This window comes from Nicoliella spurrieriana, from assembly GCF_023380205.1.
Lineage (GTDB): Bacteria > Bacillota > Bacilli > Lactobacillales > Lactobacillaceae > Nicoliella > Nicoliella spurrieriana.
The window spans coordinates 40,164-53,137 of record NZ_CP093361.1 but is presented as its reverse complement, the minus strand read 5'-3'; the positions used below and the strand labels follow the sequence as shown (position 1 = coordinate 53,137).

The 12,974-nt window shown below is 39.1% G+C and carries 13 protein-coding genes; 9 read left to right on the top strand and 4 right to left on the bottom strand.

Annotated features, from left to right (window positions below; all coding sequences use genetic code 11):
- Positions 1 to 281: 281 nt before the first annotated feature.
- Positions 282 to 1,436: a cation:proton antiporter gene (locus tag MOO44_RS01855; RefSeq protein ID WP_260116747.1), complete on the top strand. Its 1,155-nt coding sequence runs from the start codon at positions 282 to 284 to the stop codon at positions 1,434 to 1,436.
- A gap of 41 nt (positions 1,437 to 1,477) precedes the next feature.
- On the opposite strand, the gene MOO44_RS01850 is transcribed toward MOO44_RS01855, so the two are convergent.
- Positions 1,478 to 3,523 (bottom strand): KUP/HAK/KT family potassium transporter, encoded by a 2,046-nt coding sequence (locus MOO44_RS01850; protein ID WP_260116746.1) that lies wholly within the window; start codon positions 3,521 to 3,523, stop codon positions 1,478 to 1,480.
- Positions 3,524 to 3,643: 120 nt separating this feature from the next.
- Here MOO44_RS01850 and MOO44_RS01845 point away from each other — a divergent pair, with 120 nt between their 5' ends.
- From MOO44_RS01845 to MOO44_RS01835, 3 genes are all read left to right on the top strand, one after another.
- Positions 3,644 to 4,753 (top strand): SLC13 family permease, encoded by a 1,110-nt coding sequence (locus MOO44_RS01845; RefSeq protein ID WP_260116745.1) that lies wholly within the window; start codon positions 3,644 to 3,646, stop codon positions 4,751 to 4,753.
- A gap of 66 nt (positions 4,754 to 4,819) precedes the next feature.
- Entirely contained in the window at positions 4,820 to 5,605 is a 786-nt protein-coding gene (locus MOO44_RS01840; protein ID WP_260117276.1) for a glucose-1-dehydrogenase, read from the top strand.
- A gap of 131 nt (positions 5,606 to 5,736) precedes the next feature.
- Positions 5,737 to 6,378, top strand: a complete 642-nt coding sequence (locus tag MOO44_RS01835; protein WP_260116744.1) for an HAD family hydrolase — start codon at positions 5,737 to 5,739, stop codon at positions 6,376 to 6,378.
- Between the two features lie 40 nt (positions 6,379 to 6,418).
- Here the strand turns inward: MOO44_RS01835 and MOO44_RS01830 are convergent, their stop codons facing one another.
- Positions 6,419 to 7,750 (bottom strand): MFS transporter, encoded by a 1,332-nt coding sequence (locus tag MOO44_RS01830; protein ID WP_260116743.1) that lies wholly within the window; start codon positions 7,748 to 7,750, stop codon positions 6,419 to 6,421.
- A gap of 163 nt (positions 7,751 to 7,913) precedes the next feature.
- Here MOO44_RS01830 and MOO44_RS01825 point away from each other — a divergent pair, with 163 nt between their 5' ends.
- The 3 genes from MOO44_RS01825 (at position 7,914) to MOO44_RS01815 (ending at position 9,515) form a co-directional block, all read left to right on the top strand.
- Positions 7,914 to 8,609, top strand: coding sequence for a DUF1328 domain-containing protein (locus MOO44_RS01825; RefSeq protein WP_260116742.1), 696 nt, complete (start codon positions 7,914 to 7,916; stop codon positions 8,607 to 8,609).
- A gap of 50 nt (positions 8,610 to 8,659) precedes the next feature.
- On the top strand, positions 8,660 to 8,902 hold the full coding sequence (locus MOO44_RS01820) for a hypothetical protein (protein ID WP_260116741.1): 243 nt from the start codon (positions 8,660 to 8,662) through the stop codon (positions 8,900 to 8,902).
- Positions 8,903 to 9,002: 100 nt separating this feature from the next.
- Positions 9,003 to 9,515, top strand: a complete 513-nt coding sequence (locus MOO44_RS01815) for an HdeD family acid-resistance protein (protein WP_260116740.1) — start codon at positions 9,003 to 9,005, stop codon at positions 9,513 to 9,515.
- A gap of 60 nt (positions 9,516 to 9,575) precedes the next feature.
- Here MOO44_RS01815 and MOO44_RS01810 read toward each other — a convergent pair whose 3' ends face one another.
- Entirely contained in the window at positions 9,576 to 10,064 is a 489-nt protein-coding gene (locus MOO44_RS01810) for a hypothetical protein (protein ID WP_260116739.1), read from the bottom strand.
- 24 nt (positions 10,065 to 10,088) lie between these two features.
- Entirely contained in the window at positions 10,089 to 10,652 is a 564-nt protein-coding gene (locus MOO44_RS01805) for an ECF transporter S component (protein WP_260116738.1), read from the bottom strand.
- Positions 10,653 to 10,920: 268 nt separating this feature from the next.
- Here MOO44_RS01805 and MOO44_RS01800 point away from each other — a divergent pair, with 268 nt between their 5' ends.
- Both MOO44_RS01800 and MOO44_RS01795 read left to right on the top strand, forming a co-directional pair.
- The gene (locus tag MOO44_RS01800; protein WP_260116737.1) at positions 10,921 to 12,222 is read left to right on the top strand and encodes an APC family permease; all 1,302 of its coding nucleotides are present in this window, start codon (positions 10,921 to 10,923) and stop codon (positions 12,220 to 12,222) included.
- A 79-nt stretch (positions 12,223 to 12,301) separates the two neighbouring features.
- Positions 12,302 to 12,820: a GNAT family N-acetyltransferase gene (locus tag MOO44_RS01795; RefSeq protein WP_260116736.1), complete on the top strand. Its 519-nt coding sequence runs from the start codon at positions 12,302 to 12,304 to the stop codon at positions 12,818 to 12,820.
- Positions 12,821 to 12,974: the final 154 nt, after the last annotated feature.

Genomic DNA, 12,974 nt, shown 5'->3' with positions numbered 1-12,974 from the left:
TATGTTATTTTTTAAATCTTCCTTAAGTTCTTATCACAAACTTATCATTTACAATCTATATATTAACAAATTGATTCATAAATAGCAATGGAAAATAACTAAATCTAGAACATATATTAATCAAATGACTTGGATTTCAATTTGACAGCGTTAAAATAATCAAGCTATAATAACATTAATTTAATATCGAATGGTTGGAGCGCACGCTTTCAAGAATAATTCTGTTTTGGGTTGGCAGAATCTTTTTGAGCGGGCGCTTTTTGATTTTAAGGGGGATATATATGGAATTTTTATTTGAAATAATTTTAATTTTAGCGAGTGCGTTTCTAATGGGCAAGTTGGCTGAATGGTTGAAAGTACCGATTGTGGTGGGACAACTCCTGGCAGGGTTATTGATCGGCCCGGGGCTGTTTAATTGGATTCACCTAACATCGTTACTACAGGCTTTGGCTAACTTGGGTGTGATTATCCTGATGTTTTTAGCGGGGCTAAACAGTGATATTAAGCTTCTTAAAAAGTACCTCACGCCTAGTTTAGTGGTTGCACTCCTAGGGATTGCCCTTCCGATGGGGTTGATTAGTGCGTTTGGGCTTTCAGTCGGTTGGCCGTTAAAAGATGCGTTGTTTCTAGGGGTAATTTTTAGCGCAACCTCAGTTTCAATTACGGTCGAAGTGTTACGTGAGATGAAGCGTTTAAATAGCAAGGAAGGAACGACGATATTGGGCGCTGCAGTTGCCGATGACGTGCTCACGGTTATATTATTGGGGTTGACCGTTACGTTGACGGGAGAACGGCTAACGGGCCAAATTACGGCGGGGATGAATAGTTTCCTAGTGATTGGACTTCAGGTGCTCTTCTTCGTGGGGGTCTTTTTGGCTGCAAAGTATGCAATCGTTCCATTATTGCAATTCGCTCGTAAGATAAACCTGCCTAACGCAACCCCGATCGTTGCACTAGTCATTGCCCTTTGTTTCTCTGCAGTTGCTGAGTTAATTGGCCTAAGTGCAATTACTGGAGCCTTTTTTGCTGGGCTAGCAATGAGTCAACACCAATCTAAACGTCAAATTGACACTCAAATTGGCTCGCTTGGTTATTTATTATTAATTCCAATCTTCTTTGTTAGCATTGGCCTCGAAATGAAATGGAGCGGTATTTTTGAGCAATTATGGCTCTTTATAGGGCTAACCTTAATTGCCATTGTTGCTAAACTAGTGGGTGCTGGACTAGGTGGGAAGTTAGTGGGGTTTAACGCACGCAGCAGCTTGATAATTGGCGCTGGAATGGTCTCACGAGGTGAAGTGGCACTGATCATTGCTCAGATCGTTTATGCTAACCATCTCCTATCGATTGATCAATACTCAGCAATTGTGGGTGCAATCATTGCCGCAACCATTGTTTCACCATTTATTCTAAAATTTAGTTATCCCAAAGCATAATTAAAAAGGGGAACCGGTTCATTCCGGCACCCCTTTTTAATTTATTCAATTGTATTTTTGGTTTCCCTAGAATGGATTGGATGTAAAATCCTTCTTTGAACCAGGTATTGATCGTGTTGCATATTGAAGAATAGTGGTGAAATTTCTTGGACGGTGTTACTAAATTCTAGCCCGTACCAAGTAACGGGTGACGCGGTAATATTCTGTAAAAAGAGCCGTCCGGAGATTAATTGTTTATCCAACTGACTCACTTCGGTATTGGAAGCTAAATCAGATGGCCGTTCGGTAATCAAGATGAACTTAAAGTCACCAACGGTCCGGTTTTTAATTGTTGAATATTGCTGAACTTGTTTTTCGATGATACCCTGTTCGATTAAGTTATTCACAATTTGATGGAGGTAAACACTTACTGTTTGTGGCTTTCTGAACCCCAGGTAGAGTTGAACATCCACCACGTTATCGGTATCTAACATATCAACGGTGTAGTTACTTTCATATGGTGAACTAGTTTCGTTCACGGTCACGAACCAATAGACCTTAGCGCGCTTAGGTTCTTTATCCAAAATCGAGTACATGGTATTACGCTTAATGCGGTAATCATCCTTAATTTTGGTCATGTAAACTAAGTTAGATGTATAGTATGGAATGGTACTATCCCTACTAAGGGCACTCAATTGATCCTTATAGTCCTTAAGGGAGACGTATTCACTTTCCCGTTCATAGTGGTCACGCCGTTTGTTACCGAAGAACCACATGATCATGACGTATAGAATGGCCATCATGATGAAGAAGGTCACGTAACCACCCTTTACGAACTTAACTAGACTAGCTAGGAAGAAGATGGATTCAATGATTGCAAAAAACGATGCAATTGTGTAGGCAAAAATTCGTTGGATTTTAGATGCCAAGAATTCAAATAATAGGACGGTGGTCGATAACATTGTGATTGTAATCGCTAATCCATATGCAGCTTCCATTTTTTCAGAGCTACCGAAGTACCAAACCACAAAGAGCGTAATTCCACATAAAATCCAGTTAATGGTCGAGATGTAGATTTGACTTCTGACGTTACTAGGGTGCTTAATGATAAAGCGGGGCAGAAATCTTAAACCAATTGCTTCATCCACTAACGTATATGAACCAGTAATTAATGCCTGCGATGCAATGATTGCGGCCAACGTAGCAATTACGATTGCGAACGGCCGAACATCGTTTGCAAGCATTTCGTAGAATGGATTAATTCTGGGCATTGATGCAAAAGCTGGGTCTTGAGCATGTTTAATGACCCATGCACCCTGACCAAAATAATTTAAAACTAATGATAGGTATACTAACGGCCATGTGAAGTAGATGTTCTTCTTACCAACATGCCCCATATCAGAGTAGAGTGCTTCCGCCCCGGTCGTTGCTAGAAAGATGCTTCCTAAAATAAAGATTCCGGCCTTGTTTTGACGGCTGAACAATACCTCGAATGCATAGCCAGGATTTAAGGCCTTAATGATTTCCGGGTACTGAAAGGTATTGATGATTCCAACAATGGCTAAAAAACCAAACCAGATAACCATGATGGGGCCAAATGATTTACCAATTGCCCCGGTTCCAAAGCGTTGAATCATGAATAACCCCAAAAGTACGCAGGTGGTAATGATCAGCACTTCCGATTGTGAATTACTAAAGTGAATCCCAGCGATGGTTTGGTTTTTTAATCCTTCAATCGAGGAAGTAACCGTAACGGCAGGGGTCAGGGTTCCATCAGCCAATAGGGCAGCTCCACCTATTAAAGCGGGCCAGACCAGCCACTTGGCTTTTTTTCTGACTAATGCATAAAGTGCGAAAATACCACCTTCGTGGTTATTATCAGCTTTCATTGTGATTACAACGTATTTAATCGTGGTAATAATCATCAACGTCCAAAATATTAATGAAATCGATCCAATGATATAATCAGGGGTGGTATTTGCCATCTTTCCCTGATCACCAATGATTGCATTCATTACGTATAGTGGTGACGTACCGATATCACCATAAACAATTCCAATGGCGATTAAAACGCCCGCCATGGTTAGTTTATTTAAGTTAGCCTTCATGACTAAGCCTCCATAAAATTTGGTTATTAACTCGTTTTCATGCTTAATAATTTTAGACGAGCTTTTTTAAAGAATATGAAAAGATTATCACTATTTAGTGATTTTTGAAAGGAAAAAATAATGCTTTTGATTAATCAATTAAAGAAAATTTTAACCGATAAACTATTTTTGATCTCACTGGGAGTATTAATCCTGGTTAATTTTATCGGGCACATGCAACCAGCCGATATTGACTGGGCAACGATTGGGACATTGTTTGCCTTGATGGTTGTGGTTCAACTAATGAATCATTTGAATATTTTAATTAGCATTAGTGATCACTTGATTAAAATGGTCGACAACGGGCGACGCTTTGCCCAGTTAATGATTGTAATTGCTTTTTTGGGTGCAATGGTAATGACCAATGACGTGGCAATTATTTCAATCGTCCCGCTGTACTTATTTACGGCCCGCAAATACCATTTACCAATCATCATGCCGGCGACGTTAATTACGATTGCTGCTAATTTGGGTAGTGTGCTGACCCCCTTTGGGAATCCACAGAATCTATTCATATTTAATCACTATCACTTTGCAGTTACGCGTTTTTTTATCATTACCGGACCGTTAGTTGCAATTAGTTTATTATTAATATTATTAGTCACGATGACCATTCAAAAAAAGCCGTTTCAGCCACATTCACAATCGATTCAATTAGGTGATCAACGCTCGTTAATGGTGACGCTGGGCTTAGCAATCATTGTGTTAGCAGGGGTCTTTAAGCTAGTCGCAATTCCAGTGATTGTCGTGGCCGCTATTTTGGTTACGATTTGGATTGATCGCAAAATACTATTGACCGTTGACTACTCCTTACTACTAACGTTTGCATGTTTCTTTTTGATTGCTGGAATCTTAAGTCGCGACCAGTTTGTAACCACGGTTATCCATGATTTGATGCGAACGCCAACTAGTACCTATTTAACATCGATTGGGGCGAGTCAATTGATTAGTAACGTTCCAGCTGCCGTTTTGTTAGCTAACTTTACAAGCAATGGGACGGCCCTGCTATTAGGAACTAACATCGGGGGATTGGGCACGTTAGTCGCGTCACTAGCCAATTTATTAGCATTGAAACAAGTGGTTGCATTTCAGCGTTCAGCTGCGTTGCCATTTATTAAAACATTTACGATTGTGAATGTGATTTTATTAGTGATAATTGGAATTATTGGTTGGATAATGCTTATAATTTGATATTTAGAATTTTAATGTGAGATAATAGTATAAAGAATAATCTTAAGCGAAGGAGTCGTGACTAAGATGTATGATGACTTAAATGGAAAGGTTGCAGTAATTACCGGTGGTTCTAAGGGAATCGGGAAGGCAATTGCTAAGCGCCTTGCAAAAGAACACATGAAGTTAGTAGTTAACTATAACTCAGATTCTAAGGGTGCTGATGAAACGGTTGAATTAATTAAGAAAAACGGTGGGGATGCGGTTGCCATTAAAGCAAACGTTGCTAATGAAGAAGACGTTCAAAAAATGTTAGACACTGCCGTTAGCGAATTTGGCGACTTAGACTTATGGATCAATAATGCGGGACTTGAAAATCAAGTGCATACCCATGAAATGTCACTTAAGGACTGGAATAAGGTCATTAGTGTTAATTTGACCGGGACGTTCCTGGGCTCACGGGCTGCACTTAAGTACTGGGTCGACAATGATAAGCCTGGTAATATTATTAACATGTCATCCGTCCATGACCAAATTCCATGGCCAACCTTCTCCCATTACGCAGCTTCAAAGGGTGGGGTTAAGATGTTCACTGAGACCATTGCCCTGGAATATGCTAAACGCGGAATTCGGGTCAACGCAATTGCCCCGGGTGCGATTAACACTCCAATCAATGCTGAAAAGTTCTCTGATCCAGAACAATTGAACGACACTAAGCAATTGGTTCCAATGGATCGAATTGGAACTCCTGAAGAAGTTTCTGCTACTGCTGCTTGGTTAGCATCTACTGAATCTGGTTACGTTACTGGTGATACCATCTATGTTGATGGTGGAATGACTCTCTACCCAGATTTTGAAGAGGGTAAGGGATAGCATTCATTTAACCATAAAAGAGTCGCATTTATGTGCGACTCTTTTATTTTGGTGATTCTAATGAATGTTGATATAATGTTTGAGTTGCGCGATGGCGCTACTAATTATCGTTGGAAAGTAGTGAATAATAAATGCAAAACTATATTTTTGATTTTGATTTAACGTTAATTGATTCAGGACGGGTCAACGTCCTTTCCACCCAATCTGCTTTTGCTAAAATGGGGTGGCCGAAGCCATCTGCTGATGCAATTAGTTACTATACTGGGATTCCAATTGAAACTTCCTTTCCCAAGATGGCACCACAAAATGCGAGCCAATCTGATTTACAAAAATTAATCCAGGTCTTTGTAAAGGAATATGAAAAACTAGAACCGGGTAATTTAAAATTGTTTCCGGGAATTAAGGCGGCTTTAGATCAGCTCCATGCGGATGGTAAACAGCTATTTATTGCGACTAGTAATCGCAGTGACGTGGTAATTAGAAACACCCGCGAATTAGGGATTTTAGATGATTTTACTGAAATTGTGGGCTTCGATATGGTACAAAATGCTAAACCAGCCCCTGATACGGTGCTAAAGATTGTTGCTGATCATCATTTAAGCAAGGCTGAAACGATTATGATCGGTGATGCAACGTTTGATCTTGAAATGGGGAAAAACGCTGGCGTTCATACCGCAGGAGTGGTTTGGGGCGCCCATGATCCCGAAAAGTTAAAATTAGTTCAGCCGGATTATCTGTTAGATGACGTTTCACAATTACTAGCAATAAAATAAGCCTGACAACATGAATGCTTTTCATGGTCAGGCCCTTATTTTAAATGGCATTATCGCCGATGTGGTTTGGAACGAATGCGGTTTCAATTAGTGGATAGATCATCAGTGCAGCTAGGAATACAAACCCGAGTTGGTATGCTAGATTAATGCTAGTGATGGTGCTGATCATACTAACTACCACTGTAATTAACGAAACCCCGAGCCCCTGCGATAGGGTCTGGGTAACGGAATTCAGTGTATTTGCACTGGTTCGTTCTGCAAATCCAATGTCTGCAAATGATAGTGCGTTATAGGCGGTTAAAGCTAGTGAACGACCGATTCCGTTGATGAATCCTAATCCCATTACGATGGCGGGAGTGGAGGTCGTAGTAACGAATGCAAACCCAAATGAAGAGATTAAAATAATGGTAACGGCCATTAAAATTGCGGGCTTAAAGTGCAGGCGTTTGACCCACTGATTTGCGAACGTTTTGGCGATAATGTTTCCAATGAAGATAAAAATGACGTAAAACGACGCTTTAATGGGGGAGTAATGTAAAATCGTTTGAAGGTAAATCGTTAATAGGTATGGTAATGAACCTAAGGATAGCCATAGGAACGATCCACCGGTTTGAAAAATTCTAAATGAAGTGGTTTTTAACGCGGTGAGTGCAAAGAGTGGGTGGTCTGTGTGAATTAGGTGGAACCCAGCAATGATGGCAATCACGATTCCGGCTAAGACTAACCCAAATGCCATCCCCCATTTTGCTTGTCCATGGGTGGCAATTTCAGCACCGATTAGGACTAGACCGGAAGCAATTGCGATTTCAATGAACCCAAGTAGGTCAAAGCGTGATTCAGGATGGGATTGATTCTTTGGAATTAATTTAATCCCGAAGAGGATGCTGATGATCCCGATTGGAATATTAATAACAAAAATCCAGCGCCATGATAGGTAGTTAACGATTAAACCACCAATGACCGGTGCGATTGATGGTGCAATTAGGGCTGGCCAAATTAAGTAAGTGGTAACCTCTAATAATTTATCAGCGGGGGCTTTTTGTAAGACGATTAATCTTGAGGTGGGGACCATTAGTGATGCGGCGACCCCTTGAAAAAAGCGGCTGATTAAAACGGATGTAAAATCCGGAGCAATTGAGTTGGTAAATGAACTAGCGGTGAATAATAACACTGCAATCATCCAAGCGGCCTTTTGACCGTAACGATTGGCAATCCAACCACTTAATGGAATGAAAATTGCCATGGTAATGAGGTAAACACTGACCACTAATGAGATGGTGGCGGAATTAACCGCTAGTTCTTGACTCATTTTAGGGAGTGCGGTGGTAACGATGGTTGAATCCATGATTTGCATGAATAAACTAGAAGCCATCAGGAGTGCTAATTTGCGGTTGATAATTGAAACCTTCCTTCTTAATTATTATGACCTACCAATAATAACACTAAGATTATCATAAGGGTAGTTGATTTCAGAATGGTAAAGTAACGGCGTGTGTTAAAATTATCTTATAATTTTACAAAGGAGAATTGTTAAAATGGCTTCTGTTTTTAAAGTTTTATTGGTTATATTTTTAGTGCTATTTGTAATTACTTTATTAGTAGCCTTGATTCAAGGAATTCGAGTTAAAAACAAGTCGAGTAAAATCTGGGGGATGTCATCGTTAATCATGGTAGTTTTGGCAGTTGGTAGTTTCTGGGGCGCTAGTGCTTCAAGGCACGCTAGTCCTAGTCATTCTCAATCGTCCGCTAGTTCTAGTAGCGTTAGTTCAAGTGAATCTACCAGCAGTGCTACTAGTAAGCTGACTGATAAGCAAAAACGGGCCCAGCATTCATCGATGGTCAGTCAAAAACATCAGGATCAACGGGAGCAAGCATTCGAATCCAGTGACTCCAGAAGACGGGAACGTGAAAATCAACGTGAGGAAAAGATGTTTGCTAAGCGGGGTACTGATAAAAAGGGTTATGCTGAAAAGATTCAGGGCATTCCAGACCAATCTTCCCATGTTGTTAAAAAGGTGACCTATGATGGAAAAAACCAAACGGTTGCCACGATTTCTAATGATTTAACCATGGGCAATCGCCGTGAAAATGAACACAATGCATTCATCGTTTGGAGTGGAATCAAGCGGCTTGCATTTTTACACCATGTTAAGACTGATATCACCATTAAAAATGCAAAAGGTAAAGAGATTGCTAATACTAATAATAATCGGTTTAATTACCTAGATTAATGATGATATAATTAAAACATTCATAAAATAATTGATAAGAGGTGCTGTAAATGAATCCACAAGTAGTAGAACTATTTAAAGATTACTATGTTAAAAATGAGAAGCTAATGAGTGAATTTGAAGATAACGATGATATCGCAAAGTTAAACCAGGCGATGGACGAATTAAATCAACAGTTTGTTGATGAATACTTTGTGCGAACTGGTGATCGAGTAGCACCTGATAAAATTGCAGATTTGATTGAAAATACGATTGCTAAGGAAGACGATTCTGACAATCATTCTAAAAAGTAATTGTCCCAGGGGGGTTGCCAGTTGGTAATCCTTTTTTATTTTATGCATTAAAATGCTAAAATATTACTTGTGATTAAATTTATTGAAAGAAGTGACTTTAATGTTTGGAGATAGAAGGCAGTTTAACCCCTTTTCATTATTAGTGGGGATTTTATCAATTGCTTTAGCAATCATCATGGTTAGAAATCCGCTCAATTCAACGATTTCATTGATTTATATGATTGCAGTATTATTAATTATCGATGGCTGCTCTCGGTGGAGTGATATTAATTCAATCCGGACGTACCAAAAAACATGGCTATACGTCGGTGCTGGATATGATATCTTTTTGGGAATTCTAATGTTCTTTGTCCCATGGATCGGGGTCGTTTTAATTTGGTTCTTGTTCGCTGTATCGATCATTATGAATTCACTCCTAGAGCTGTGGTTAAACCAACACGCTTTTGAAAATCATGACGGTGCTTATTGGTTCAACCTGGTGTTAAGTATGTTGGGCATTATTGCTGGAATTATCGTTCTCTTTAACCCATATTTAGCATTATCAGTAATCATTTTTACAATCGCATTCTTCCTCATGTTCTATGGGGTAATTAAAATTATTCGTTCAGTTTAATTCAATGTAAAAGCGGCTAGCATCATCAAGCTTAATTGATGATGTTGGCCGCTTTTTGTTTTAAATTTGGCTAGTCGTCCGTACTAATATCAGGTAAACGAGGTTCATTTGTTCTAATGCCCCGTTGATTTCGCTTAACGACTTAAATGGAAACGTAATTTCAGGGACCATTGTATCCTTGCTGACAACTGGTTTAGTACCACTTGTCCGTTCGTATTGAGCAATTGCTTCTTGATAGATGCGGTTAGTGATAATTGGGTCAATCGAGTGGCCGTTTCTTTCACGGTAAATATCATCAATGACCGTATGCGCATCACCGTTATCAGTAAGTAAAATTAAATCAGCAGCGGCCCGAATTGATAGGGACTCTTGAAAGGCAAATTGATCATCCAGCTCGTTCCAGATGGTGAGATCAATCACTCCTGACTTAAGATCTTGGTAAAAAGTCCCGTGGATGGACTCTACTAGTCCCTTGAGTCGTTTTTGGACCTGTTTAACAATAACGTTAAATTCGACCTGATCAGTAAAGTGAAGTTGCTTTTTTCTCAAATTAATTCCTCCATCAATGGTTAATTATTTCATCATACCCAAAGCACCACTGCGTTTTAATAGCTTGATAATGCCAAGGGTTAAAAAGTCACTAACTATGAAAATCGATGCAAATCTAACGCAGAATAACAGGCTTAAAATGCCTAGCCCCAAGAACCGATAGCCATCGAATAACCAGCTATACCCAAATGTGGTGATGGTAGTTAATAAACTAGTGAGCGCTAACGTCCAGTGATTATACTTTCGATATCCAGTGATCATAAACCCTAGTTCAGTTCCGATTCCATCAAAGATACCGCTAACTGCATCCATGATGCCCCCCTTATCACCGATAAAGGTTTCGATGATGGATGAAAGGAACTGACCAAAAAAGGCAGAACCGGGCATTTGGAACATGCAACCAATTAACGTTCCTGCTAAGATCCATGGCCCCTGTGTCAGATCGTTAGCCATTGGCGCAAGGCCCAGTGGCGTTAGAATGGCAGCTAAAATAGTGTATAAGAAACTAATTAACCAATAGATTACCCCACAGATAAGTGCGGTTAACGTCATTAAAATAATTGTTTTTAGATTCCACTTTGTCTTCAAGATTAAACCTCGCTTTAGAAATATTTAATGAATAGATTAATCATACTGGTAAATGAGAATTAAATCAATTTCAATTACGTTGTAATTGGTGGTGAAGATGATGATAATTTATTGATATGAATGGTTATTTATAATGATTAATATTGATTGGTATATTGCTTTAAACGTTGATATTAAGATGATTACAAGGACAAATAAAAATTGGTATTGTTTTTAATTTAATTTTAATGTATAATTCATTAAAATTAAATGAAAGTGGGTTTATCTTATGGAAAAGAGTACCAAGTTAGGATTTTGGAGTATCGTCTTGATGGGAATTAACATCATCATCGGTTCTGGAATTTTCTTGATACCCGGAACAGGGGTAAAGTTATTTGGACCAGCTAGTATTTTAGTGTTAATTTTTGATGCATTCTTGATCTTTATGGTCGGGCTATGTTTTGCAGAGTGCGCAAGTCATTTTAATGAAAATGGCGGCGCCTATGTTTACACCAGAAAAGCGTTTGGTAATTTCTGGGGATATGAGGTGGGCATTGCCACGTGGGCCACTCGGATCGTTGCAGAGGCAACCATTTATGCTGGATTAATTACCGCTTTGAGCGGTGTTTTTCCACAATTACAAAATCCAGGGCCTAAGTATGCATTGATTACGGTCATTGGCTTAGCATTGATTACCCTGAACGTAATGGGGATTCGGATTTCGAAGGTCTTTAATAACATCTTGACCGTTTCCAAATTATTGCCATTAATATTATTGATTGCGGTAGGCATCTTCTTTTTGAAGCCAACTAACTTTCAACCATTTTTTCCACCTGAGTTAACTCACATGTCTAATTTTTCCACTGCAGCGGTAACGTTATTTTACGTTTTCGTTGGCTTTGAGGGGTTAGTGGTGGTTGCTGGGGAAATGAAAAATACGAAGCGCAATCTACCATTAGCATTATTAGTTGTGTTACTTTCGGTAACAATTATTTATTCATTGATTTTCGCAGTCTCAATCGGGGTATTGGGGACCAACCTATCCAACACGCCGGTACCACTACAGGCCGTTTTCTCCACAATTGCGGGGCCAGTTGGGAAGTGGATCATCGTCGTGGGTTCGATTCTTTCAATGGGTGCAATTGTTGTGGGGTCATCATTCGTGACCCCAAGAGCAGGGGTAGCGCTTGCAAATCACGAGATGATGCCAGCATTTATCAAAAAACGGAATCGTCATGATGCACCATACATTGCAATCGTGATTTCCACTTGTTTAGTAATGTTAATTGCTTATTCTGGAACCTTTGTGGTTCTAGCCCAAATTGCATCGGTGGCACGATTTGTTCAATATATTCCCACCTGTTTATCGGTAATCCGGTTTAGAAAGATCATTGATCATGATCCAAATGCGTTCAAGGTCCCATTTGGGATTCTAATTCCGGTCATAGCGACTGTGATTTCACTATGGTTATTAATTAATGCCAAGCACGAACAACTACTATTAGCAGTCGGCTTTTTAGTGGTCATTGCACCGTTTTACTTTTTGACCAACGTCAGGAAACGCCACGTTCGTGAGGGCAAAGCGGATTAAGGGCCTTTGGTTGCATTTTTACCTAACTGGTGTTTAAATGTTATAACGTTAATAAATATCAATTGAGGTGAAAATGATAATGGCACTTACTTATTTAAGAAAGGCAGACATGGATGATTTCGATGAAATCTGGTCAATTGTTCAATCAGCACGGGAGTTTTTAAAGGAACAAGATGTTGATCAATGGCAGACTCCTGACTACCCAAATCAAAAAGTAATTTCTGATTTAATTAAAAAGAGAATGTACTACGTATTAATTACTGATGGGAATGTTTCTGGAACCGCTTATATTGTTTTGGGGCATGATGTTAATTATGATTACTTAACCGATTCCACTTTGGATGAAAGTTATGGTGATAAGCACATGACAATTCACATGATCTCAGTCTCAGATAAATTCCGTGGTCGCCATTTAACTTCTTATTTAATGAGTGACTTTATCACACTAGCGAAGGCTCATGATTTACATGATATTCGAATTGATACGCATGTCGATAATAAAATCATGCAACACACGATTGAAAAAACGGGCTTTGAAAAGCATGGAATGATTAAACAGCCACTATACACTGGCTATGCATATCAATTAATTGTTTAAAAATATAAATAGTTTGATAGAAATCGCCGTTATTGATTATGGCGATTTTTTATTTTGCTTTTATTTTATAAAGTTATTCATATCTTAATCATTTTGCTTCATAAATGTTATAATTTGAATAAATGGACTGAGGGTTAAAAATTAGTTTGTGTAA

Bases quoted from the DNA above. Each gene is read 5' to 3' on its own strand.
- MOO44_RS01855 (WP_260116747.1), top strand. From the start codon at position 282: ATGGAATTTTTATTTGAAATAATTTTAATTTTAGCGAGTGCGTTTCTA.
- MOO44_RS01850 (WP_260116746.1), bottom strand. From the start codon at position 3,523: ATGAAGGCTAACTTAAATAAACTAACCATGGCGGGCGTTTTAATCGCC.
- MOO44_RS01845 (WP_260116745.1), top strand. From the start codon at position 3,644: ATGCTTTTGATTAATCAATTAAAGAAAATTTTAACCGATAAACTATTT.
- MOO44_RS01840 (WP_260117276.1), top strand. From the start codon at position 4,820: ATGTATGATGACTTAAATGGAAAGGTTGCAGTAATTACCGGTGGTTCT.
- MOO44_RS01835 (WP_260116744.1), top strand. From the start codon at position 5,737: ATGCAAAACTATATTTTTGATTTTGATTTAACGTTAATTGATTCAGGA.
- MOO44_RS01830 (WP_260116743.1), bottom strand. From the start codon at position 7,750: ATGGCTTCTAGTTTATTCATGCAAATCATGGATTCAACCATCGTTACC.
- MOO44_RS01825 (WP_260116742.1), top strand. From the start codon at position 7,914: ATGGCTTCTGTTTTTAAAGTTTTATTGGTTATATTTTTAGTGCTATTT.
- MOO44_RS01820 (WP_260116741.1), top strand. From the start codon at position 8,660: ATGAATCCACAAGTAGTAGAACTATTTAAAGATTACTATGTTAAAAAT.
- MOO44_RS01815 (WP_260116740.1), top strand. From the start codon at position 9,003: ATGTTTGGAGATAGAAGGCAGTTTAACCCCTTTTCATTATTAGTGGGG.
- MOO44_RS01800 (WP_260116737.1), top strand. From the start codon at position 10,921: ATGGAAAAGAGTACCAAGTTAGGATTTTGGAGTATCGTCTTGATGGGA.
- MOO44_RS01795 (WP_260116736.1), top strand. From the start codon at position 12,302: ATGGCACTTACTTATTTAAGAAAGGCAGACATGGATGATTTCGATGAA.